Annotated in this window: 18 protein-coding genes and 2 tRNA genes; 7 read left to right on the top strand and 13 right to left on the bottom strand. The window is 59.4% G+C overall.

Going from position 1 to position 22,431, the window contains the following annotated elements:
- Positions 1 to 61: 61 nt before the first annotated feature.
- Positions 62 to 835 (bottom strand): SDR family NAD(P)-dependent oxidoreductase, encoded by a 774-nt coding sequence (locus RBB81_RS10800; protein ID WP_353073691.1) that lies wholly within the window; start codon positions 833 to 835, stop codon positions 62 to 64.
- Between the two features lie 155 nt (positions 836 to 990).
- Here RBB81_RS10800 and RBB81_RS10805 point away from each other — a divergent pair, with 155 nt between their 5' ends.
- Complete coding sequence (locus RBB81_RS10805; RefSeq protein ID WP_179581914.1) at positions 991 to 1,545, top strand: TetR/AcrR family transcriptional regulator; 555 nt, start codon at positions 991 to 993, stop codon at positions 1,543 to 1,545.
- A gap of 200 nt (positions 1,546 to 1,745) precedes the next feature.
- On the opposite strand, the gene RBB81_RS10810 is transcribed toward RBB81_RS10805, so the two are convergent.
- Together RBB81_RS10810 and RBB81_RS10815 are read right to left on the bottom strand one after the other, a co-directional pair.
- Complete coding sequence (locus tag RBB81_RS10810; protein ID WP_353073692.1) at positions 1,746 to 3,074, bottom strand: M24 family metallopeptidase; 1,329 nt, start codon at positions 3,072 to 3,074, stop codon at positions 1,746 to 1,748.
- Positions 3,075 to 3,206: 132 nt separating this feature from the next.
- Positions 3,207 to 4,817 (bottom strand): hypothetical protein, encoded by a 1,611-nt coding sequence (locus RBB81_RS10815; RefSeq protein ID WP_353073693.1) that lies wholly within the window; start codon positions 4,815 to 4,817, stop codon positions 3,207 to 3,209.
- Between the two features lie 248 nt (positions 4,818 to 5,065).
- Here RBB81_RS10815 and fbp point away from each other — a divergent pair, with 248 nt between their 5' ends.
- From fbp to RBB81_RS10830, 3 genes are all read left to right on the top strand, one after another.
- Positions 5,066 to 6,109, top strand: coding sequence for a class 1 fructose-bisphosphatase (gene fbp / locus RBB81_RS10820; RefSeq protein WP_353073694.1), 1,044 nt, complete (start codon positions 5,066 to 5,068; stop codon positions 6,107 to 6,109).
- On the top strand, positions 6,106 to 6,366 hold the full coding sequence (locus RBB81_RS10825; RefSeq protein WP_179581918.1) for a hypothetical protein: 261 nt from the start codon (positions 6,106 to 6,108) through the stop codon (positions 6,364 to 6,366). Before fbp ends, RBB81_RS10825 begins: the two co-directional genes overlap by 4 nt.
- 414 nt (positions 6,367 to 6,780) lie before the next feature.
- A tRNA-Ala gene (locus RBB81_RS10830) sits at positions 6,781 to 6,856 on the top strand.
- A gap of 154 nt (positions 6,857 to 7,010) precedes the next feature.
- Here the strand turns inward: RBB81_RS10830 and RBB81_RS10835 are convergent.
- The 9 genes from RBB81_RS10835 to dinB all read right to left on the bottom strand — a co-directional run bounded on the left by RBB81_RS10835 (position 7,011) and on the right by dinB (position 16,820).
- Positions 7,011 to 7,841: a cytochrome c oxidase assembly protein gene (locus tag RBB81_RS10835; RefSeq protein WP_353073695.1), complete on the bottom strand. Its 831-nt coding sequence runs from the start codon at positions 7,839 to 7,841 to the stop codon at positions 7,011 to 7,013.
- Between the two features lie 305 nt (positions 7,842 to 8,146).
- Entirely contained in the window at positions 8,147 to 9,643 is a 1,497-nt protein-coding gene (locus RBB81_RS10840; protein WP_353073696.1) for a cytochrome b N-terminal domain-containing protein, read from the bottom strand.
- On the bottom strand, positions 9,631 to 10,332 hold the full coding sequence (locus RBB81_RS10845; RefSeq protein ID WP_353073697.1) for a ubiquinol-cytochrome c reductase iron-sulfur subunit: 702 nt from the start codon (positions 10,330 to 10,332) through the stop codon (positions 9,631 to 9,633). The genes RBB81_RS10840 and RBB81_RS10845 overlap by 13 nt, the downstream gene beginning before the upstream one ends.
- A gap of 64 nt (positions 10,333 to 10,396) precedes the next feature.
- Positions 10,397 to 11,161, bottom strand: coding sequence for a c-type cytochrome (locus tag RBB81_RS10850; protein ID WP_353073698.1), 765 nt, complete (start codon positions 11,159 to 11,161; stop codon positions 10,397 to 10,399).
- Positions 11,162 to 11,185: 24 nt separating this feature from the next.
- Positions 11,186 to 12,055, bottom strand: a complete 870-nt coding sequence (locus RBB81_RS10855; protein ID WP_353073699.1) for a hypothetical protein — start codon at positions 12,053 to 12,055, stop codon at positions 11,186 to 11,188.
- Positions 12,056 to 12,076: 21 nt separating this feature from the next.
- The gene (locus tag RBB81_RS10860) at positions 12,077 to 12,691 is read right to left on the bottom strand and encodes a cytochrome c oxidase subunit 3 (RefSeq protein WP_353073700.1); all 615 of its coding nucleotides are present in this window, start codon (positions 12,689 to 12,691) and stop codon (positions 12,077 to 12,079) included.
- Complete coding sequence (ctaD, locus tag RBB81_RS10865) at positions 12,688 to 14,370, bottom strand: cytochrome c oxidase subunit I (RefSeq protein WP_353073701.1); 1,683 nt, start codon at positions 14,368 to 14,370, stop codon at positions 12,688 to 12,690. Before ctaD ends, RBB81_RS10860 begins: the two co-directional genes overlap by 4 nt.
- A gap of 24 nt (positions 14,371 to 14,394) precedes the next feature.
- Positions 14,395 to 15,387, bottom strand: coding sequence for a cytochrome c oxidase subunit II (gene coxB / locus RBB81_RS10870; protein WP_353073702.1), 993 nt, complete (start codon positions 15,385 to 15,387; stop codon positions 14,395 to 14,397).
- A gap of 374 nt (positions 15,388 to 15,761) precedes the next feature.
- Positions 15,762 to 16,820 (bottom strand): DNA polymerase IV, encoded by a 1,059-nt coding sequence (gene dinB, locus RBB81_RS10875; protein ID WP_183789266.1) that lies wholly within the window; start codon positions 16,818 to 16,820, stop codon positions 15,762 to 15,764.
- A gap of 144 nt (positions 16,821 to 16,964) precedes the next feature.
- Between dinB and RBB81_RS10880 the strand changes: the two genes are divergently transcribed.
- Positions 16,965 to 17,039, top strand: a tRNA-Gly gene (locus RBB81_RS10880).
- Positions 17,040 to 17,114: 75 nt separating this feature from the next.
- Here RBB81_RS10880 and RBB81_RS10885 read toward each other — a convergent pair.
- The gene (locus tag RBB81_RS10885) at positions 17,115 to 18,728 is read right to left on the bottom strand and encodes a S41 family peptidase (protein ID WP_179581940.1); all 1,614 of its coding nucleotides are present in this window, start codon (positions 18,726 to 18,728) and stop codon (positions 17,115 to 17,117) included.
- Positions 18,729 to 19,004: 276 nt separating this feature from the next.
- Between RBB81_RS10885 and RBB81_RS10890 the strand changes: the two genes are divergently transcribed.
- Positions 19,005 to 20,972 (top strand): peptidylprolyl isomerase, encoded by a 1,968-nt coding sequence (locus RBB81_RS10890; protein WP_353073703.1) that lies wholly within the window; start codon positions 19,005 to 19,007, stop codon positions 20,970 to 20,972.
- A gap of 9 nt (positions 20,973 to 20,981) precedes the next feature.
- Positions 20,982 to 22,040 carry a 3'-5' exoribonuclease YhaM family protein gene (locus tag RBB81_RS10895; RefSeq protein WP_353073704.1) on the top strand — a complete coding sequence of 353 codons (1,059 nt, stop codon included), beginning with the start codon at positions 20,982 to 20,984 and terminating at the stop codon, positions 22,038 to 22,040.
- The last annotated feature ends 391 nt before the right edge of the window (positions 22,041 to 22,431 follow it).

Consider the following 22,431-nt stretch of genomic DNA (forward strand, 5'->3'; position numbering starts at 1 on the left):
TACCTGCGATTACAAGGAAGGTGCGGGCGATCGTCGGCGTGTTTCACGATCGCCCGTTGTTTTAGCCGCGGAAGGCTGGTCCGCCAAAGGGAGTGCCTACGACGCCGCCGTCGACGAAGAACTCGACTGCGTTGACGTAGGAGGAGTCGTCGGAGGCGAGGAAGAGGACTGCTTTTGCGAGCTCCTCTGCTTCGCCTAAGCGGCCTAGCGGAATCGTAGAGGCGATGCGCGTTGCTAGAACATCGTTCTCTTCGCTGGTGCGGGTGTTGCGGGTCCAGATGGGTGTCTTGATTGGTCCGGGAGCGACGACGTTGACCCGAATGCCGCGGGGAGCGAGATCGGCGGCCATGGAGCGGGAGAGACCGCGGAGGCCGGCCTTGCTTGCGGCGTATGCGGCGTAGCCTGGCTGGCCGAGCGATCCGATGACGGAGCCATTGAAGATGACGGAAGAACCGTCTTTGAGGATGGGGAGAGCCTCTTGGACGGTGAAGAACGCGCCGGTGAGGTTGATGCGGATGATGTTTTCGAAGGTCGCTTCGTCGGTGTTGCCGGTGGTTGTTTGTCCGGCGATGCCGGCGTTGGCGAAGACAATGTCGAGGTGGCCGAAGTCTTTCTTAATTTTGGCGAAGAGATCTTTGCGCGCTTCGAAGTCGACGACGTCGGCGCGGTAGGCTGTGGCCTTGGGGCCGAGGAGTTTGGCGGCTTCGTCGAGGGTCTTCTGGTCGCGGCCGGTGATGGCGACTTGTGCGCCTTCCTGGATGAAGAGTTGAGCGGTGGCGAGGCCGATGCCGCTATTGCCGCCTGTGATGAGTGCTTTCTTTCCTTGGAGTTTCATGGTGTTTTCCTCTTGTCAGGTTTCGATGTCTTTGATTGCAGACTGCCAACGTTTGGGTGCAGTTGCATTTTATTTAATCAATGCATGATGTTTGTCATGCTTCATCTTGATTAAGCATGACGTGTATCATGTATAAAGTCAAGCGGGAGGTTGGGATGAGATATCCAGCAGCAGAGACGGCGGAGAAACATGCGCGGATTCTGGAAGAGGCGTCGCGGTTATTTCGCGAGAGGGGATTTTCCGGTGTGAGCGTCAGCGAGATTATGAAGGCGACGGGTTTGACGCATGGCCCTTTTTATAATCACTTCGACTCGAAGGAAGAGTTGATGGCGGAGAGCGTGTTGCTTGGATTCGAGAACACGTTAGACGGATTGAATGCGACCGAAGGCACGGCCAAGGGGAGAGCGGAGTATGTGAAGAGGTATTTGAGTGCGGCTCATCGTGATGCTCCCGGTACGGGATGCACGATGGCGAGTCTTTCGGCGGAGATTAGGCACGAGCCGCAGGTGAGGGGTGTGTTCACGGACCGGCTGAAGGCCTTGATTCAGGCTGTGACGGCTCACTTTCCCTGGCGTTCCAGGAGGTCGGCGCGGGGAGATGCAATTCGGATGACGGCTTCGATGGTGGGGGCGATGATACTGGCCCGTGCGGTGGAGGACGAGAGATTCTCGGACGAAATTCTGAGTGAGGTGCGGAAGGGTCTGGTATGACAGCTTCCATGGCTTCGAAGATCTCAGGATTTTTCCCAAATTAGATGCGTAAGGGAGTTGCATTGAGGGATGGGTTGAAGAACAGGCAACACCAAGTGCAAAGGCAAAATACAGGGATCCTTCACTTCGTTCAGGATGACGACACAAACGAACAACAGCAAACAAAGCTTCAGTTGCAGTTTTTAGACAGGTTTTGAGGCTTATGCGAAGGGGTGTTCGAGCGAGGGGCTTTGCGGGGTGAACATTTTGCCGCCGTCTTCGGTGACGTGCCAGTCGTCTTCGAGGCGGACGCCGAACTCGCCGGGGAGGTAGATGCCGGGTTCGTCGGAGAAACACATGCCTGTGGCGAGGGGTGTGGTGTTGCCGCGGACGAGGTAGGGCCACTCGTGTCCGTCCATGCCGATGCCGTGGCCTACGCGATGAGTGAAGTACTTGTAGTCGGGGCCGTAGCCGGCGGCGGCGATGAGGTCGCGTGCGGCGGCGTCGATGGTGTGGCAGGGTGCGCCGGGATGGGCGGCGGCGAGGGCTGCGGATTGCGCCTTCAAGACGATGTCGAAGACCTTGCGGGCTTTGTCGAGCTTGGGGATGGTGGGGTCTCCGAGGACGAAGGTACGGGAGATATCAGATTGATAGCCTTCGACGGTGCAGCCGTCGTCGATGAGGATGATCTCTTCCTCGCGGATTACTTGCGGTTGTAACGACCCGTGGGGAAGCGCGGAGTACTCGCCTACCTGGCAGCTAGCGTCGCCGGTGACACCGCAACGGGTGTAGGCGAGGTCCACCATCTGGCTGAACTGGCGGTTAGTCATGCCGGGCTGCGCCGACTCATAGCAGGCTTTGTAGACGGATAGGGTGATGTTGTTGGCTAGCTGCATGAGGGCTAGCTCGGCGGGAGACTTGATGCCTCGACAGCCGAAGGTGATGGGGGTGGCGCTTGTGGTGGTGAGCGCGGGGCTGGCATGGGCGATGCCGTTGGCGAAGACGAACTGGGTGCGCTCTTCGATGCCGATCTGTCCGGTGGCTAGGCCAGATTCGTTGAGTGCTTTGGCGAGGAGTTGATAGGGGTCTTCGTCTTCGTTCCAGGTGTAGACGCGGGTGGTGGAGGCGGAGGGCAGAGCTGCGGGTTTGGCTTCCATACGTTCGCGAACGCGGCCTTCTTCAAAGACGGGGCAGACGATGAAGGGAGCGCCGGTGGCGGGGAGGGACCAGGCGAAGAAGCGCTCGGACTGGCCCCAGCGGAGGCCGGTGAAGTAGGTGAGCGAGGTGCCGGTGGTGATGACGATGGCGTCGATCTTGTTCTGGTGCATGAGGGCGCGGGCCCGGTCGAGACGCTGTTCGCGCTCGGCGAGGGTGATGGGGACGGCTTCGGCGCGTCGGTTAGTGAGAGCGGAGATAGCGGGTGGGAGCGAGGCTTCTGAGGTTGATGGGGCCGAGAGGCGTTGCGCTAGGAGAGGAGGCGCTGGGACCGAAAGAGACGAGGTGGCTGCTGCTGCTGTAGCGGACAGAAGGAAGCGTCGTCTGGAGGGCATGCGCGATTATAGCGGGTGATCATGCAAGGGAATTGATTCGCATGCAGACTTGCCAGTGCGGATGTGGGGTTGCGACGGTATGTGTGTCGAGGAAGGGATTCAGTCGGTCCCTTCCTCGGCAGGCGCACTGATCTACCCTATGACGGGTCCGCCGGCCTCCGGGGGTAGAGCGGCGAGAGGTACGCTGAGGATCGACTGCGGGATCTGGAACTTTTGCGAAAGGTATTTGGTGGTTGTAGCGGCGAGCTTGCTGTTTTCGCCTCGAAGCAGCTGGAGTTCCTGGATGATCTCGACCAGAATGCGGATGCCGTCGCCGAGCTCGGGAGGAGGATCGGGCAAGTTGAAGATGAGGGGGATGCGGTTGACGAGTTTGTATTTGCCTAGCTCGTGGACGAAGTTGTGGAGGCATTGTTGGCGGTCGGTGTAGAAGCTGGGCTCGTAGACGATTTTTTTGGTGTCGAGGGTGCCGCTCCCTATCTGGGAGACCGAGTCGGTTGAGCCGAAGGCCTCGGTTACATCGACCTGGATGGTGAGGTGCTCGTGCCCGGGGTGGGGGGAGCCGGTGTTGGTGAGGTCGAGCTCGCCAGCCGGTCCGGTGTAGGTGGAGGAGTTTGTCGGGATGCTCCAGTAGAGGTTGTCCTGACCGGTGGTGCTCTGTGGGGCTTCGGGATGGGCGGCGAGGTCTACGGTGACGGGGATCGTGATATTGATGGAGCCGCCGTTGTCGGCCTGCAGGCTGTTGACGTGCCAGGAGAATTTGGGTTGGGCAAAGCCGGTGACCGAGGCGACGCAATGCAGCTTGCAGGTGAGATCGAGGACGGAGTAGCGGTAGTCTTTTGCGGGACAGGTGAGGAAAGGACTGACGGTGACCCTTGGATCGACCAGCGGCTCGGCTACGGATTTGATCAGGTCTTCGGAGAAGCTTAAGAAGATGCTCCTGTTGTTGCCTTGCAGGATCGGGAAAGGGTTGTCGGAGAGGAGGCTGGTGTAGTGCTGGGCTGAGTTGTAGGGCAGGTAGGTGTCGAGGAGCTGCTTGAAGGGGGTGAAGCCTCCGTTCTGGCCGGTGAGATTTTCATAGGTCAGCTCAAGGGTTGCCCCGCCTTTTTGGATGATGCTGGGAATGGTGAGGTCGAGTTGATCGTATAGGTAGTAGAGGAAGAGGAGGGAGCAACCTAAGCTGGGCAGGTCCGTGTCGGAAGCCCCGAGTTTGGTGACCCAGTCCGGGCGGGTGCTTTGCAGCCAGGTGTTGACGAAAGGAGCGCCGAGAATGTTGTAGTAGCCGACGGGATGGAGGAGTGCAGCAGCGAAGCGGGAGAGCCCCTCTCCGTCGCTCTGGGAAGGATGCCAGGTTATATTACCCGGGCCTGCTTTGATGTTGCGATAGTCCATCAGGACCTCGATGATCTCAGCCACAAAAAGAGCTTGGACGGCGTCGTTGGCCTGATCTTGATTGGTGGAGGAGTCGAAGGGGTTCATGCGGACGAAGGTGGTGCCGTCAGACTTGTAGCCGAAGTTGTGCGCATAGGAGTCAGGTTCAATCTGGAGGGTGACGAGATTAGTTGGTCCGAAGCCGTCGTGGATGGCGAACCAGCTTCTCAGCTGGGTGAAGTCGGCCTCACAGGTTGCTTTGAGCTGTTGGGCGCGTTGCAGGACGTTGACGAAAGGGGTTGGGGGATTGGTGCTGTAGTTGGTGTCCTGGTAGTTGATGGTGAAGTTGGTGGTGTTGCCAAGGGTCTGGATCATGGGAGGCTCCTGGATAGAGATTGGGTGCAGGATTTGAGAGCGTGGCCCAAGATGGTGTCGACGATGAGGGAAGGCTGGAAGACCCGGGGAGGGAGTGTTACCTGATGAGGGGGAAAAGATAACACTCCATGGATGGCGTGTAAAGTGCGGGCTGGTCCCAGTTAGCAGCGCGATAATCGGCTTACTGTACTGAATATTGCACGGATGATAGGCTTCGATTCTGGGATCCGAGCAGACCAAAATTTCAAATGCGAGACGTGAGCATGGCGATGATTACGACGGTGCAGCAGCATATTTTGCAGCAGCAACAGGAGATGTTGAAGTCTACGGGGCGTGAGCCTACGGGGACATTCAGCTGGTTGCTGAGTGGGATTACGCTGGCCGCGAAGATGATTGAGGCAAAGATTCGGTCGGCGGGATTGAGCGATGTGTATGGCGCGTTTGGCGCGGAGAATGTGCAGGGGGAGCAGCAGCAGAAGCTGGATGTTTATGCGAATCAGGCGCTGCTGCATTGCCTGGGACTGCGGGATAGCGTTGCGGCGCTGGTGAGCGAAGAGGATGAGGAGCCGGTGACGTTCAACCGGGATGCGGAGACGGGGAAGTACATTATCGTGTTCGATCCGCTGGATGGGTCGAGCAATATTGACGTGAACGTGAATGTCGGGACGATCTTCAGCGTGCTGCGGAGGATGCCTGCGGAGTTGGGGACGCTGGAGGAGTCGATTCTGCAGCCTGGGTTTCGGCAGGTGGCGGCGGGGTATGTGGTGTATGGGCCGTCGACGGTGTTGGTGTATACGACGGGAAATGGGGTGCATGGCTTTACGCTCGATCCGACGATTGGGGCGTTTGTGCTGAGCAACGAGAAGATGATGATGCCGGAGCAGGGGAGCTACTACTCGGTGAATGAGGCGAATGCGGCGGGGTGGCCGGAGGAGTATCGCGGGTATGTGGAGATGCTGCGGACGGGTGGGTTGAAGAAGGAGTATAGCTCGCGGTATATCGGGAGTCTGGTGGCGGACTTTCATCGGACGCTGTTGAAGGGGGGGGTGTTTTTGTATCCGCCTACTTTGAAGCAGCCGAAGGGAAAGTTGCGGCTGTTGTATGAGGCGAATCCGCTGGCGTTTATTGCAGAGCAGGCGGGTGGGATGGCGACATATGGTGCGGGGCGGATTCTGGATATCAAGCCGGAGGGGATCCATCAGAGGACGCCGTTTTGTGTGGGGAGCAGGCGGGAGATGGAGGCGCTGGTGGCGGCGGTTAGTCCGGCGGCTACTTCGGCGAGTGCACGGTGAGTTCCTTTGCGGCTGAGGTGATTGATATTCGTGAGGAGTCTCGCGTGGCGGGGCGGCAGCGTTGGCAGATGGCGCTGGATCGGACGGAGTTTGTTGCCGGGGACGTCGGGGTGCTGGAGGCTGTGGCGCGGAGTGGGGCTCGGCTGGTGGTTCCGGTGCTTGGGGTGGTGATGGATGCGGGTGAGGTGTGGCATGTGGTGGAGAAACCGCTGGCTGCTGGGACTGCTGTGATGGGGCGGGTGGGTGTTTTGCCGTGAGTGGGTTTGGCGTGAGGCGGAAAAGATATAGCCTTTTATCAGTCCTAGGCAGATGCCGGAGGGATTTGCGATGAAGAGATCATGGGAAACGGAGAGTGGGCATCTCGCCTGCAGTTGGTCTGAGGAAGGGCAGCAAGTCGGGTACGACCTGCGTTGGATGCAGGAGACTTCAAGTATTCAGGGCGGGTACCTGTTGCCCGTTCCGGATTTTGCGAGTAAGAGTCCATTTGGGGGAGGCTCCTGGTTCCAACCTCGTACCGCCTACGGCGATTCCGAATAGGTCTGGAAATTCAAACTGACCCTTTACTGTAAGGTCTCCTCGGTTTGAGTGTGAGGTTGGTTGCTGATACACTCGGAGATGTTGTTTCGGCTGTCTCGGGCCTGCGAAAGTGGTGCGTGAGGCGAGTTTGGTGGGGGGCTGTAGCTCAGTTGGGAGAGCGCCTCGTTCGCAACGAGGAGGTCAGCGGTTCGATCCCGCTCAGCTCCACCATAGAAATAACTTCATAGATAATTTTTTTTGAGGCAAATGTCCTGCCGGACGGGGTCCGCTGCGCGCGGCGGTCACTTCGTGACTCGTCTACCTTGTCTCGGCACGATGAGTGCCTGGTCCTCCCGTTGGTCGGAGGTAGAGGTTGGGTGCGCCTCTAAGAGAGGCGGGTCTTCTCTTGGTGCAGGAGGCGGAAGGTTACGAAGATGGCTGGGATGAGGAAGATGAGCGAGCCCAGGACCCACATGATGACGGCTCCGGCGCGCTGGTCGGCGATGGGGTCGATGTGGAAGGGGTTTGGGCGCTCGAGATAGTAGGTGTAGACGGGGCGGTCGCAGAAGGCGAGGAAGGCGGAGAGTGCCGTGTTGACGATGTCCGCCAGGACCAGGTAGGGCAGCATGATCCAGCCGGGGTAGCGGGCGCTGGTGGGCCAGGGGCGGATGAGCGGCCACCAGAAGAGGATCGATGTGGAGAGGAAACAGATGTGCTCGAACTCATGCCAGTGTTCGTGCTCGAGGGCGAAGTCGTAGGCGGCGGGGATGTGCCAGAGGAGGAAGGTGAGGTTCATCGCGAGCCATGCTACGAGCGGCCGAGTGAGAAAGTGGCCGAGGGTTCGGAGCCATTTCATGCGCAGGAAGGGGGCGAGCAAATGGACAGTCATGTCGTGGGGAAGGCCGCGGAGGAGTGGGACCTGTGGGTAGCCAAGGAGAAGAAGCGGTGGGACGAAGGACATCAGGAGGAGGTGCTCGACCATGTGGGCGCTGAGGAGCGCGTCGGCGAAGCCGTCCATGGGTGAGGCGATGGAGACCCAGATGGTCGCGATGCCGAGGTTGAAGCAGACGAGGCGCCAGGTGGGGAAGAGTGCGGGCCTCGTCTTGCGGATGGCGTACCAGCCGCGTGTGTAAAGGACGACGCTGAGGAGCAGCGCCGTGGTGAGGAAGAGCGGAGGGGACCATTCGTCGAAGATCGCCCTGTATTCAGGAGGCATTTGAGTAGGTTATATGCGGGGTTGATTCGTGTTTGGCGATTGTTGCGGAACGGAGACTTCGGCTGGGATGGGAATGCATACCCCAGGGGCTAAAGCCCCACGTCAAGCGCTGATGGAGAAACCCAAGGCTAAAGCCTTGGGGTACCTAGATGCAATGTGCCGGCGTAGCTGGATGCGACGCCACGGCGTACTTGGATGAGAAGCCCTGGCGTGCTGGATGCGAAGTCTTGGCGTACTGGATCAAACCTCGACGTACCTGGATCAAAGCCACGACGGAATGGATGCAAGCTCTTTTCTCGTGCGGTCTACGGGGCACTGGAGGGCGGTGTGTGTTCCGTGGTGAGGGCCAGGTGGCGTGAGGCGTCGATGGCGGGTTGCAGATCATTGCCGCGCAGCGTGGTGAGGAATTTGACGAGTGCGGTGGTCTCTGACGGGTTGAGGGCGTTGCCGTAGGCTGGCATGTTGCCGCCGCCCTGGAGGACCTGGCGGATGATCTGATCTTCGGTCATGTGGGAGGCTACGGTGTCGAGTGCCGGGCCGCGAAGACCGCCTTCGCCGCCGATCGAATGGCAGTTGCGGCATTGCTTGTTCTGGAGGACGAGCGCGCCTTCGCGTTCGAGTGGGGTGCGGTTGTGCAGGTAGGACGCGGGGATGGGATCGCTGGTCCACGCGTTCATGATGGGACTCCACGGCGTGTAGGTGCCTAGGTGGGTGAAGACGCCGAGCGAGACTGCGAGGACAGATACGATCAAGACGGCTGCGGGTCGGCGGGACACATGCTTTTCGCCTTCTCCCGAGAGAAGCGGGAGAAGGATGAGAGCGGCGATGCCGACGACCGGCATGATGAAGAGGACGGGAGTTTCGAGGGCGGGCGGGAGGTAGGCGAGGACGGCGTAGAGCCAGAGGAAGAAGTAGTCGGGCTTGGGCGCGGTTTCAATGATGGTGGGGTCGGGCTGGCCGCTGGGACCGAAGGGGCCGAACCAGAGCGCGCAGGCGATGACGGCCAGCATGATGGCGGCGGCGAAGGCGGCGTCCTTCCATGCGGCGTCGGGGACGAAGGGGATACCGGTCTTCTTCTCGAGCTCGTGGTACTCGCGCTGGTAGGTGGATTTTTTGACGAGGCGACCGGGCATGGGCCAGTCGTTGATGCCGAGACGAAGGACCATCCAGACGTGCATGCCGACCAGCGCAAGCAGGATGCCGGGGATGACGAAGACGTGGAGGGCGAAGAAGCGGGAGAGGGTATTCCCCGCGATAATGGGGCCGCCGAGCATGAGTCCGACGAGTGGGCCGCCGATGAGCGGGACGCGGCTGAGGATGGAGGCGCCGATGCCGAGGCCCCAGTAGGCATCCTGGTCGAAGCGCAGAACCTGGCCGGTGAAGGCCATGCCGAGGGTTAACAGGAGGAGGAAGACGCCGATGATCCAGGTGAGTTCGCGGGGGAACTTGTAGGCTCCGAAGAGGAAGACCTGCACCATGTGGATGAGGACGATGGCGACCATGAAGTCCGAGCCCCAGCCGTGCATGGCGCGGAGGAACCAGCCGAGCTTGACGTTGTGGTCGAGGAACTGGAGGCTGTTCCAGGCGTTGCTGGCGGTGGGGGCGTAGACGAGCGCGAGCAGGACGCCGGTCATGATCTGCAGGACGAGGATGACGGTGGCGGCGCTGCCGAAGACGTACCACCAACTGGCGGTGTTGGCGGGGACTTCGTGCTCGGCTGTTTCGATGAGAGGGGTGCCGAGTCCGAGCCGGGCTTCGAACCAGTTGTAGACCTCGAGGCTGCGTTGCTTTAGGTCTGGCATGAGCTGCACCTCGGCTGGGGTTGGTCATTGGTGTTAAGGCGGGCGGCGATCCGTGCTGCGGGGCTGCCATCGATCTGGGTCTCTATCTGGGTTAGGGGAGTGACCATCTTTGCTTCATTGGCTAGCGTTGGCATTCTGCCGGCGCTGATCATGAGGGTGCCGTTCGAAACTTTGTGCTGGTACTCGAAGAGGCCCCGCTCGGGTGGTCCGGAGGCGCGGGCACCGTCGGCGTAGTAGGCACCGCCGTGGCAGGGGCAAAGGAAGAGTTTGGACTGGGCGAACCAGCGGACTGGGCAGCCGAGGTGGGCGCAGTTGATGGCGAAGACCTGGAAAGTGTCGCCGGAGACGCGGCGGACCCAGCAGGGGATGTCGCCTGTCTGGCCGTCCCATTCGTTGGTGATGGGGTTGCGGTAGTTGACGAGGCGGGTTTCGCCTTCCGGGAAGTCGGCGAGCGGGCCGAGGTTGATCCAGGAGTTGTCGGTCGAGGTCTTCTTGAGCGCGGGGCCGAGAAGATAGCCGACGATTGGGATGGCAAGGACGAAGCCTACCAGCCCGTTGACCGCGAGAGCCAGCTTGAAGAGAAAGACGCGACGGGAGTGGCCTGCGGCGATGCTCGGGTCTTTGACGGAGTCGGGGTGTGGCTCGGTCAAGGTTTGATCGGTTGGTGGGAGCTGTTCACTCGGTATCATTGCTTGCTGCTCCTGCGTTGCTTCGTTTTCAATTCTTCTGATCGTCCGAATCTAGAGTGAGTGCTTAGTGGGAGTGATAGGGCTGGCCGGGCTCGGCGACGCGTTTGGAGGCTAGCCAGGCGATGATGTCGGTGATTTGCTGGTCGTTGAGGGGCTGGGCGGAGTCAGAGCGCCAGTCGGGCATGCCCTCGTCGGGACGGCCTGCGATGACGATGCTGCGCAGGTCCTGATCGCTGATGAGGGCGAGATAGGATGGGTTGACGATGGAGCCAAGTTTGCCTGCGGTGGCTTTGGGATCGCTGGTTTTAGAATCGGCGGAGGTGCCTTCGCCGTCTGCGCCGTGGCATCGGGCACAGGCTGCGGAGTAGGCTTGCTGTCCGCGGTTGGCATCGCCCTGCAGCGTGGCGGCATAGGGTGGAAGGGTCGTGCCTGCGAGTTGATCGGAGGCGCTCCACTGCTGCATGGCGCCTTGCGCCAAGATGGTGACCTGTTGATCGGTGAGCGATCCGCCGGAGGCTTTGGCGAAGGCAGGCATCAGGCCGCCGGGGACGCCTTGGGCGATGGTCTGGTGTATGGTCTGCTCTCCGGCTACTGCGAGGTAGACGGGGTTTGCGAGCGATATCGCTGCGCCGTTCTTGCCGTTGTTCCCGTGGCAGGCCGCGCAGTTTTGTTTGTAGAGGGTTGCGAAGTCCAGGACCTCATCGGGGCGTACGACTTCAGGACCTGGTCCGGGGCGGCCGGGGATGCGACTGCAACCGGTGGTGGTGATGCAGACAGCCGACAGCATGAGGGTGCCGAACACTGCGAGTCTGTGAGGGGCGGATCTCATTGTTGTTTGCTCATTGTTGTTTGCTCATTGTTCGTCGTCTTTCGTAAGAGGTACATCGCTGTGGATACCGGCGCGAACGGCGAAGGGTAGGGATCGAAACTGCGGAGTGCGCACCTTGACCTGAAGGTTAACGACGAAGCCGCAGACGAGGCCGAAGGCGATCTGTGAGATGACAAACCACAGCCAGTTGATGCGGGCGTTGAGGACAGGACTGATGATTCCGAGCGCCGAATAGAGAAGGCCGGTCCAGAGTAAGGGAGCGACGAAGCCGGCGGTGAGGATTGGCTTTCTAGGAAACATCGGCAACATGGCTCCGTAGAGAAGACCGATCAGGACGGAGGTGAAGGCGTGGATGCCGGTTGCAGCGAGAAGCCCTTCGAGGTGAAATTGGGTGAGGAAGGCGGTGCTCTCACTCCCCCAACTGACAAAGCCGCCTGCGGCGAGTAGATTCACGGCGTACCAGATGCTGTGATATTTGAGGAGGCCGAAGAGAGCTGCGGGAATGATCATCGCGATGCCGCCTACGATGCCGCCCTTAATGCCGGAGGTGATGCTGAAGGTTTCGACCGGCAATAGCTGGCGGTGGGTTGCGCCGACAGGAAGCTGCTCGCGGGTGGTGCGGGTGCTCGAGATCTGCATGACGCCGGTTTGTACGGGGACGGCGACGTGAAGTTCGTGCGGGAAGATGTCGAAGAACCATCCGAACATGGAACGCAGAGCCAGGAGGAGTCCTAAGAGGCTGATGACCCAGTGGGTGACCATGCCGGTGATCATGAGCGAGAGACCGAGCGCGAGGACCATGGGCCACGGCGTTGGTGCCGGAAGGATGACGGTGTCTGACCGGTGCTCGTGCTGGTGACCTTGTGCGGATTGCGTGATTTGTTCTTCCTGCATCGTGCTCCTCCTCTCCGGAAGTTATCTGCCTAAGACATAGACGACGAGAAATACGACGACCCAGACTGCGTCGACGAAGTGCCAGTAGAGGGAGAGGACTTCGAGCTTCTCGGAGTGCTCTTCTTTTACGTGGCCGGTTAGCGAGAGCCCGAGGGTGAGAGAGAGCATGATGAGGCCGACGACTACGTGGGTCGCGTGGAGGCCGACCAGAGAGTAGTAGGTGGTACCGAAGAGGTTGGTCTTGATGGTGAGGCCCTCGTCGTGGATGAGGTGATACCACTCGCGGGCGGTGGTGGCGAGAAAGATGGTGCCAAGCAGGACGGTGGCGGCGAGATTGAGGGTGCAGCCTCGGAGGTTATCTTTGCGCAGATTGCTGACGGCGAAGTGAACGAAGATACTGCTGGAAAGCAGACAGATGGTGCCGAAGATGGGGAGCTCGAGCACCTGCGCGGGGGTTGGCCCGCTGAGGCTCTTGCCGATGTAGTAGATGTAGGCGACGACGAAGATGATGAAGATCGCAGACTCGGCGATGATGAGACACGCCATGCCGACGGTGCCGCGGTAAGGCAGCTTCCATGGGGTTTCGATCGGCCCGTCGATTGGAATTCTGCTTGCGGTGGTTACGGTTGTCATCATTCGTAGTCCGAGTCTGGATCTTCAGGGTGTTTCAGATCCCATAGTGGCCGGCGGCTGCTGACGGTTGGTTCGATGGCAAAGTTATAGGACGGCGGCGGCGAAGGGACGGACCATTCGAGGGTCCAGGCGTCCCATGGATCGTGGCCAGCCTCTTTGCCTTTGAAGTAGGAGTAGATCATGTTGTAGACCAGGACGATGGTGCCTGCTGCCTGAAAGATAGCTCCGATGCCGACTATGAGATTCAGAGTGTCCCAGCCGCGGCCCGCTTCGTAGGTGTAGATACGTCGCGGCATGCCGAGGATGCCGGGGACGTGCATGAAGTCGAAGGTGAGATGGAAGCCGATGAGGAAGAGCCAGAAGTGCCACTTGCCAAGCGTCTCGCTCATCATCCTGCCGGTGACTTTGGGGTACCAGAAGTAGAAGGCGCCGAAGAGCGAGAAGACGATTGCTCCGACGAGTACGTAATGGAAGTGAGCGACGACAAAGTAGGAGGCGCTGAGCTGCCAGTTGAACGGAGCGGCGGCGAGCATGATGCCGGTAAGGCCCGCGATGAGGAACTGAAAGAGAAAACCGATCATGAACATCATGGGGACAGCAAAGATGATCTTGCCGCCCCATATGGTCGCGAGCCAGTTGAAGATCTTGATTCCGGTCGGAACCGAGATGACCATGGTGGCGAAGACGAAGAAGGTGTTGCCCGCAGGGCCGAGGCCAGCGGTGAACATGTGGTGCGCCCAGACGCTGAGGCTGATGAAGCCGATGGAGACTGAGGCCGCCACCATCGCGGGGTAGCCGAACATGGCCTTGCGGGAGAAGACGGGGATGATCTCGTTGGCGAAGGCGAAGGCGGGGAGCACGAGGACGTAGACCTCGGGGTGGCCGAAGATCCAGAAGAAGTGCATCCACAGGATGGCGGAGCCGCCGGCCTGCGTGTCGAAGAAGTGAGCGCCGAGGTAGCGGTCGAGCGTGAGCATGATCTGCGCTGCGGTGAGCGGACTGACGGCAACGAAGACGATGCCGGACATGACGAGGTAGAGCCACGGGAGCAGCGGCATGCGGCTCATCTTCATGCCTTTGCAACGCATGCAGAGGATGGTGGTGACGATGTTGAGTGCAGTGCCGATGCTTCCTACACCACTGAGAAAGACGGCGAGCGTCCAGTAGTCGGTGCTGTGACCGGGCGAGAAGACCTTTGAGGTGAGAGGGGCGTAAGCGAACCATCCGACGTCGGGCGCAGAGCCTGCGGCGTAGAGGCCGCTGCCGCCGATGTAACTGAAGTAGAGCAGGAGGCCGGCGAAGGCGGAGATCCAGAAGCTGAAGGCGTTCAGCCGCGGGAAGGCCATGTCGCGCGCGCCAATCATGAGGGGGACAAGATAGTTCCCCATGCCGAAGAGGATGGGCATTCCCATGAAGAAGACCATGGTGGTGCCGTGCATGGTGAAGAGCTGGTTGAAGACCTGAGGCGAGACAAAGTGGTTGTTGGGAATTGCGAGCTGAATTCGCATCAGGATCGCTTCGAAGCCAGCGATGACGAGAAAGATCAGGGCGTACACGATGTACATCAGCCCGATTTTTTTATGATCGACTGTCGTTAGCCACTCGTAGATGACGTTGAGCGGTGGTCGACTCTGAGTCTCCAGTGTCTCGTCGACTGCTTCCAATACAGGAGTTGTGGTCATGCTTCGCTTCTTTCCGGTAAAGGGTTAGTGAAGCTGAGAGAGATAAGCGGTGATGACGTCGAGATCGTGATCGTTCAAATGCATCGCCGGCATTAAGGAACCGGGCTTCATGGAGTTCGGGTCATCGACCCACCGCCTCAGATTTGCGGGCGTGTTTTGAATCGGCCCGGAGGCGATGGTGTCGCGGCTAGCGAGGTGGGTCAGGTCGGGGCCGAAGCGGCCGGTGGCGACGGTTCCTTTGATGGCGTGGCAGTTGATGCAGGCGTCTTTCATGAAGACGGCCTGACCCTCGGTTGCCGCGGCGTTGCCGGGGAAGTCCTTCTGTGCGGGCCTATTTTGCTGGTCGAGCCAGGCGGCAAAGTCTTGCGGGGTCTGCGCGTAGACGCGGAGGAGCATCTTTGCGTGTTGGGTTCCGCAGTATTGGGCGCACTGGCCGAGATAGAGGCCCGTCGCTTCAGGGTCGATCCACATGGTGTTGACGCGGTTTGGAATCAGGTCCATCTTGCCGGCGAGACGAGGTATCCAGAAGCTGTGGGAGACGTCGGCCGAGGACATCGTCAGATAGGTCGGGGTTGGCGATGCTGGGTCGCTGATGGGAACGTGGAGCTCGTTGGCTGTAACGACGCCGGACTTGGGATAGCGGTACTCCCACCAGAACTGGTGGCCGATGATCGTTACGTCGAGTGCACTCGCGGGCTTGGGAATCGCCTCGGTTCCGAGGATGACGCGCGTGGTCGTGAGGAAGAGCGTTACGACGATCAGGATCGGGATGACGGTCCAGGAGAGTTCGATCTGGTTGCTGCCGTAGATCTGGGCGGGCTCGCGATTGGAGTCTGTGGGGCGGTGCCGGAAGCGGATGAGGGCATAGAGCAAGAGTCCGGCGACGATGAGAAATATGACCAGCGTGATGGAAAGAACTAACATCGACAGGCCGAAGGCAGAGCGCGCCGGCGTGCCGGCAGGATCGAAGATGTTGGTGGGAGATTGGGCGTAGGCTGTGCCGGTAAGCAAAGACACGCCGCACACCGCTCTCCGTAAGATCCATGCAGGCATGGTCTTGGTTTTAGGGATATCTGCCGGCGAGGGTTTGGCGAAAGGAGACAAGGCGGTATGACCTCGATACGCAACAGGTTGAAGGAGCATCACTAAAGCCAAGGGTCTGAGTAGGATGTTAAACCAATCCAGCCATTGTTGATTGACGTTGCGAAACATTTTGTTTCGTTTATGACATTCACCGCGTTAGATGGGGATGACGTTCAAATGGCGGCAGGTTTGTCAGGAGAAATTTTTGGGGTGTAACGCTGGTGGTTGCGAGGAGCTTTACAGCGGCTAACTCAAGCCAGGTGGAGAGAACGCTGCTGCCACAGCCATGCCACCTTCTTGTGGTGGTTCTATTCGAACAGGGGAGATTGCAGACCTTCAGCGTCTCGAAAGTTACTCAGGCCGACGCCCACCAAACGAAAACGTTGAGCTGGTTCGAGATTTATACGCTCTCGGAGGAAGAGAGCGATTGCTGTGAGTTCCTCGCAGGATTCCGGAGGAATAGGCGGAGTGTGGCTGCGCGTGAGGATGTTAAACTCGCTGGTCTTCAGTTTCAAAACCACAGTGCGAGCCACTCGGCCATCCTGGCGGGAAGCGGTCCAGACTTTTTCTGCGAGCCGTCGGATCAACTCCTCGGTTTCGGACAGCCGGATGTCGCGTTCGAAGGTGTCTTCGGCAGAGATGGATTTTGTTGGTCTATCTGGGATGACCTTACTGTGATCGATCCCACGGGCGAGCTCGTAGAGCCGTATTCCGTAGCGTCCGAAGTGTGCTTCCAGTTGGCTCGGCTCCAGAGCCCGCAGGTCGGCGATGGTCATAATGCCGATCTGCTTCAGCCGGGTTTCGGTGACCTTTCCGACGCCTGGAATACGTGCGACGGGAAGTGGAGGGAGGAAGGTCTGAACCTCTTCGGGTTGAATGACGAAGAGACCGTTTGGTTTGCGCCAGTCGGAGGCGATCTTGGCGAGGAACTTATTCTGCGCCACGCCTGCGGATGCGGTCAGGTGCAACTCGTCGTGAATCTGTTGCCGGATGGTGATGGCTACTCGCGTTGCAGTGGGGAGGCCTGTCTTGTTTTCGGTGACGTCGAGATAGGCTTCGTCGAGTGAGAGAGGCTCGATCAAATCGGTGTGTCGCTGGAAGATCTCTCGCACTGCGCGGGAGACGGCGCGGTAGCGAATGAAGTCGGGAGGAACGAAGATCGCGTCCGGGCATAGTCGTTCGGCGCGGGTGGCGGGCATTGCAGAATGAACCCCGAAGCGTCGCGCCTCGTAGGAGGCGGCACACACAACCGACCGGTTGCCGCGCCATGCTACGACGACGGGTCTTCCGCGCAGCCCTGGATCATCACGCTGCTCGACCGAGGCATAGAACGCGTCCATATCTACGTGAACGATCTTGCGAATCATGATTTAGGTCCATGATAGGCCTCGGAGTTTGAGATGGGGATATGCAGCCTCTATGCCAGGTGCATTTCTGTTTGAGGGAAGCTCCGTGAAGCGGGGAGGCGTTCGAGTCTTACCTGAATCTTTTTGCGTATAATGGGATTCGATGCGGGAGTAGTTCAGTGGCAGAACGTCAGCTTCCCAAGCTGAATGTCGCCGGTTCGATCCCGGTCTCCCGCTCCAGATTTGCGAAGCATAGAAAAAGGCGCTCAAGCTGATGCTTGAACGCCTTTTTCTATTTTTGCGATGAGTTGAAGTTTAGCGGCTGGCGGTGTTCTTCTGAGCCAGCTTGGAGTGATCTTCGAGGGTCTGGGCTTCGGGCAGGAAGGTAACTGCCTTGGCGATCTGCGGATCCCATTCGGCGCGGACCTTGAGCCCTTCGAGTTGACCGAACTGCGAGGTGAAGAGCTCGCTCTTGATGCTCTCCTTAACCCAGTCGCTGACTCCTGCGATGTCGGAGTCGGTGTAGTCGATTTGATTGTCCTTGAGGAAGGCTTTGAACTGCTGAAAGACTGCGTCGTCGACCGCGAAGTCTTTGGTGACGGTGTGGCTGGCGAGGTAGTGCTTGCTGAAGTTGAAGAAGGCGTAGTGGATGAGGAGATTGTCCTGGAAGTGGTTCAACTTCTGGTTGTCGATCTTCTCATCGGGGGTGATGCCGCCGCCGCCGTAAACGGTACGTCCGGAGTCGGTGAGTTTGACCTCCAAGTTGTTCTTGTTCTTCGCTTTGTCGGAGTCGTCGCGCACGTAGTAGTAGTCATAGAGCGAGACATGGTCGTAGTTGCGCTGGATGAGACGGCCCGACGGCGTGTAGTAGTGATAGGTGGTGAGGGCGAGGCCAGTGTTCTCGGTGATCTGGAAGACAGTCTGCACGAGGCCCTTGCCGAAGGTGGTTTCACCGACGATCAGGGCGCGGTCGTGATCCTGGAGGGCGCCGGAGACGATCTCAGCGGCTGAGGCGGTGTTGCGGTTGACCAAGACGACGATGGGGAACTTGGGACCCTCTTCGCCACGGGTGGCGCGATAGACCTGATCAGGGAAGGCGCGGCCGCGTTGGGAGACTACGATCTGTCCCTTTTGCAGGAATTTGTCGGACATATTAACGGCTTCGTTGAGCAGGCCGCCGGGGTTGCCGCGGAGGTCGAGAACGAGGCCATGGATGTCGCCGAACTTGTCGAGTGCGTCGCCGACCTCGTGGCTGGTGGTTTCGATAAAGCTGGAGACGTGGATATAGCCGACGCCGGGGCTCAGCAAGAAGGCGAGATCGACTGAGGGGCGCGGGATTTCATCGCGGACGAGATCGAAGACCAGGGGACGGGCGGCGCCCTCGCGGATCATGGTGACTGAGACGTGGGTGCCGCGTGCACCTTTGAGAAGAGTGGCGACTGCGGCGGAGTCCATGCCTTCGGTGGATTTGCCGTCGACGGTGAGGATCTCGTCACCAGGGCGGATGCCGGCTTTATACGAGGGAGTTCCTTCGAAGGGGTAGAGGACGACGATCTTGGTCTTGCCGCTGGCAGTTGGCTGAGGCTGGATGGTCATGCCAACGCCGTAGTACTTGCCGTGCTGGTCCTCCCGCATCTGGGCGAAGGCCTTGGGGTCGTAAAAATTCGAGTGAGGATCGAGGACGTGGAGCATGCCTGGGATCGCACCGTCGTAGATGGCCTTGTCGGTCTTGTCGGTGTTGAGGGGCTCGGCGTAGTTCTGCTCGACCAGGGAATACACGTTGGTGAAGGAGTGAAGCGAGTCGCGCAGGGTGGACTCATCGCTGGCGGACTGGGCGGCTACCTTCTGGTTGATGAAGGAGCCGATGACGGCGCAGGTGGCCAGAAAGACGGTAGCAGAGAAGAGTGCGCGGCGAGTACGGGGAGCCATGGGCTTGGGTTACCTCAAAGGGTGGAGACGGCGCTTAAGGATGCGCTGGGACAGACGTCCTATCTTGGACGGAGTATAGCATCCTGGGGTGAGCCGGGGCTGCGCTCGAAAGAGGGATTCGCTTGTTCGGGGCATGGCAGTTAGAATTGGGTACGGATACCGTCCAATCCTGGGTTGAGTCTAAAAAACCGGGGGGACGTGTTGGGCGATAAGGGTTCGGACCCGGTATATGGCTGGGATTTTGATGTTGGGATGTTGATAAAGATACGAGTGACGATGACCTTGAGAATTTCGCAGTTTGCGGTGGTGTGCGGGCTAGGTTTGCTGACACTGCCGGGAGTGGTGCAAGCACAAGCGCCGCGGTACCAGAGCCCTTTGAGCGTTCCGAACGCGCCGCAACCTGTGCTGACGCTGCCAGTTACCCAGCCGATTACGCCGAATGGAACCGTGGTGGAGGATGTGGTCGTGCATGTGAACGACCAGATCATCAGCCGGAGCGACGTGGAGCGGGCAGAACAGCAGCTTGCCGAAGAGACCCGGCAGACCGGAGTGAGTGCTGCTGACGTAAACGAGAGGCAGAAGAACCTGCTGCGCGACATGATCGATAAGCAGCTGCTGCTCTCGCGTGGCAAGGAACTGGGAATCAACGCGGACGCCGATGTGATTCGGCGTTTGGACGAGATTCGCAAGCAAAACCACTTGGACACGATGGAGGACCTGGAGAAGGCGGCGCGGCAGCAGGGCGTCTCGTTCGAGGACTTCAAGGCGGGGATTCGCGATAGCGTGATTACCCAGCAGGTGGTGCGGGATGAGGTAGGCCGCCGTCTGCAGATTACGCAGGGTCAGGAACAGGCTTACTACGACGCGCACAAGCAGGAGTTTACTCAGCCGGAGCAGATCAAGCTGAGCGAGATCTTGATTCCTACAGCTGCCGATGCCGATGATGCTGCGGTCGCGCAGGCGAAGGCGAAGGCGGAGTCGATTGAGGCAAAGCTGAAGGCGGGCAGTAAGTTCGAGGATTTGGCTGAGGCGTTTTCGGGTGGGCCCACGGCGGATAAGGGTGGGGATCTGGGACTTTACAAGCGCGGAGCGCTGGCGAAGGTGCTCGAGGACCAGACGTTCGATCTGAAGGCGGGGGAGTGGACGGCGCCGATTCGGACGCGGCAGGGATTTGTGATTTTGAAGGTCACCGACCATGTATCTCCCGGTGTGCCACCGCTGAAGGAGGTAGAGCCGCAGATTCAAGAGGCGATGTACTCGGAGCAGATGCAACCTGCGTTGCGCGCGTACCTGACGAAGCTGAGGGAAGAGGCTTATATCGACATTCGCGCTGGGTATGTGGATTCGGGCGCAAGCGCGAAGCAGACCAAGCCGGTGTTTACGGCGTACGCTCCGCCGGTCGCGAAAAAGAAGACGGTTCAGCAGAAGAAGAGATTTGATCGGGGTACGAAGTTCTCCACTGCCGCGAAGACGACGGCGGCGCCTGTGGCTACGCCGGTTGCAGTGGTGACGACTCCGACGACTACTACCACAACGAAGAACGGCAAGGCTGCTAAACCGGCGAAGGTGAAGCGGGAGAAGGTCCGGTTTGGACAGGCTCCGCGCAACTCTTTGCCGGCGGGGCCCGAGGAGACGGCTTCGGGAAGTGATGTAGGTGCTGGCGCGGCGTCGGCTTCTGCTGCCCCTGCGCAGGCCGCTGCTCCCGGGACGGCGATTGCACCTCTGGAAACGGGTGCGCAGGAGTCGAGCTCCGATGTGGGACCGAATCCCCTAGTAGCGACTGCGCCTGTAGTTGGTAAGACCCGCATGAGTGACCGCGCGAAGGTTGATGCGGCGGCGAAGAAGACGGCAAAGGTGAAGAAGGTGAAGGAGAAGGCGGCAGCTGCGCCTGCCCCTGCGAGTGCCGAAGAGAAGGCGACCCAGCAGACCCAGGCTGCACCGCTGGGACTGAACGGAGATACAGCCAAGAAGAAGAAAAAGAAGAAGGTGAAGGGCGCGAAGAAGGAGCGGCTTCAGGATAAGCCTCCTGCACCGAAGGCTGCCGCGCCAGAGGAGACGCCGTCGAAGGCTCCTGACCGCGGTACTCCACTCGAAGGAGTTCACGGGACGGGCACTCCTGCACCGAAGGCGAGTGATAAGACGACGCTGCCTCCGGCGACTGCGCCTCCGGCGAGTAATCCTCCGGATGGGGGGCAGCCTCCGGCTACGCCAGGGTCGCCGACCCCGACTCCACCACCACAATAAAATGGACGTTTGGTTTACAGCGCGAGGGCTGCGGCTCTCGCGTTTCTGTTTGTGGTGATCGAGGTGGTGCGCGGTATTCTGGTTGAGATGAAAGACTTTTTTATTGAAGATGCGGCGCGGTTCGATAACGCGACAGTGACGACTTATTTTGTTTTGACGTCGATGCAGGTGAGAGACAAGAAGCAGGGTGGACAGTTCCTTGCGTTGAAGGTGAGTGACAAGACGGGCTCGCTCGAGGCACGTATGTGGGATGACGTGACGGAGGCGATAGCGACCTGCGATGAAGGTTGCTATGTAAAGGTGCAGGGGGATATCTCCAAGTATCAAGGGAAGTTTCAGATCACGTTGAAGAAGTTGCGGCTGGCAGCTGAATCGGAGATCGATCCGAAGGATTTTCAGCCTTCGACGAAGTTCGATGTCGAGCAGATGTGGCGGGAGTTGCGGGGATATGTCTCTGCTTTCAAGAACGCGGAGCTGCGGCGGCTGGTGTTTGCGTTTCTTGATGATGAGCAGATTGGGCCTGCGTTCAAGGCGGCTCCTGCTGCGAAGAGGCTGCATCATGCGTGGCTTGGGGGGCTGTTGGAGCATGTGTTGACGCTGGTGCGCGTGTGCCTGGGGACGGCTCCGTTTTATCCGGAGGTGGATGCGGATCTGCTGGTTACGGGCGCAATTTTGCACGATATTGGGAAGGTTCGTGAGTTGGAGTGGAAGTCAAGCTTCAGCTATACGCTGGAGGGCCAGATGATTGGCCATATCAGCATTGCGCAGGGGATGCTGCGGGAGAAGGTGCAGCAGTTGGCGCCGTTTCCGGAGAAGCTGCGGGTGCTGGTGGAGCATATGATTCTGAGCCACCATGGGAAGTATGAGTTTGGTTCGCCGAAGCTGCCGATGACGCCGGAGGCTATTCTTTTGAGTGCTTTGGACGATCTTGAGGCGAAGATGCAGGCTATGCGGAATGAGTTTGCGGCGGCGGTGGCGAGTGGGAAGAGCAGCGGCGAGGTGACTGATTGGGTGAGGAGTATGGATCGGCCACTGCTGAATACCCAAGGGTATTTGAAGGACGAGTAGGTGGTTTTTTCGATTTGAATCGGGAAAAAATATGGAACGTGGTGGAGTGGCGTTTTTGCGGGGGTTTTTGCGAAAAATGGGTGTTTTTGTGGTGGTAAATCATGGTGTGGTTGTGGTGGATTGCTGGTGAGAACGTGGTGTTTCGCCGCCATATTTCTGGCCGCTAAAAATGTGACACGGTTTTGAACTTTATTTTGGGTGGATTTGGAAAAGCAGCGGCAACGGCAAAGGCCGTGAATTAGTCGCTCTGCCCTTCGGGCTTCGCGCCGGCGTGCGGCAGAGTGGTGGCCGCTGCGGCTGGCTTAGACGCGGGACTGAAGCCCCACTGTACCTAAAAGCAGAAGCGGATCTCAGGAACAGGCAAGAGCAAGTGCAACAGCAGATTCCTCCG

The organism is Tunturibacter gelidoferens (genome assembly GCF_040358255.1).
Classification (GTDB): Bacteria; Acidobacteriota; Terriglobia; order Terriglobales; family Acidobacteriaceae; genus Edaphobacter; species Edaphobacter gelidiferens.

What these genes read in the sequence shown, in the direction of transcription:
- RBB81_RS10850 (WP_353073698.1), bottom strand. Translation starts at nt 11,161, where the DNA reads ATGAGATCCGCCCCTCACAGACTCGCAGTGTTCGGCACCCTCATGCTG.
- RBB81_RS10855 (WP_353073699.1), bottom strand. Translation starts at nt 12,055, where the DNA reads ATGCAGGAAGAACAAATCACGCAATCCGCACAAGGTCACCAGCACGAG.
- RBB81_RS10890 (WP_353073703.1), top strand. Translation starts at nt 19,005, where the DNA reads ATGACCTTGAGAATTTCGCAGTTTGCGGTGGTGTGCGGGCTAGGTTTG.
- RBB81_RS10860 (WP_353073700.1), bottom strand. Translation starts at nt 12,691, where the DNA reads ATGATGACAACCGTAACCACCGCAAGCAGAATTCCAATCGACGGGCCG.
- RBB81_RS10815 (WP_353073693.1), bottom strand. Translation starts at nt 4,817, where the DNA reads ATGATCCAGACCCTTGGCAACACCACCAACTTCACCATCAACTACCAG.
- RBB81_RS10840 (WP_353073696.1), bottom strand. Translation starts at nt 9,643, where the DNA reads ATGCCAGACCTAAAGCAACGCAGCCTCGAGGTCTACAACTGGTTCGAA.
- ctaD (WP_353073701.1), bottom strand. Translation starts at nt 14,370, where the DNA reads ATGACCACAACTCCTGTATTGGAAGCAGTCGACGAGACACTGGAGACT.
- RBB81_RS10835 (WP_353073695.1), bottom strand. Translation starts at nt 7,841, where the DNA reads ATGCCTCCTGAATACAGGGCGATCTTCGACGAATGGTCCCCTCCGCTC.
- RBB81_RS10845 (WP_353073697.1), bottom strand. Translation starts at nt 10,332, where the DNA reads ATGATACCGAGTGAACAGCTCCCACCAACCGATCAAACCTTGACCGAG.
- dinB (WP_183789266.1), bottom strand. Translation starts at nt 16,820, where the DNA reads ATGATTCGCAAGATCGTTCACGTAGATATGGACGCGTTCTATGCCTCG.
- RBB81_RS10805 (WP_179581914.1), top strand. Translation starts at nt 991, where the DNA reads ATGAGATATCCAGCAGCAGAGACGGCGGAGAAACATGCGCGGATTCTG.
- RBB81_RS10810 (WP_353073692.1), bottom strand. Translation starts at nt 3,074, where the DNA reads ATGCCCTCCAGACGACGCTTCCTTCTGTCCGCTACAGCAGCAGCAGCC.
- fbp (WP_353073694.1), top strand. Translation starts at nt 5,066, where the DNA reads ATGCGAGACGTGAGCATGGCGATGATTACGACGGTGCAGCAGCATATT.
- RBB81_RS10800 (WP_353073691.1), bottom strand. Translation starts at nt 835, where the DNA reads ATGAAACTCCAAGGAAAGAAAGCACTCATCACAGGCGGCAATAGCGGC.
- RBB81_RS10885 (WP_179581940.1), bottom strand. Translation starts at nt 18,728, where the DNA reads ATGGCTCCCCGTACTCGCCGCGCACTCTTCTCTGCTACCGTCTTTCTG.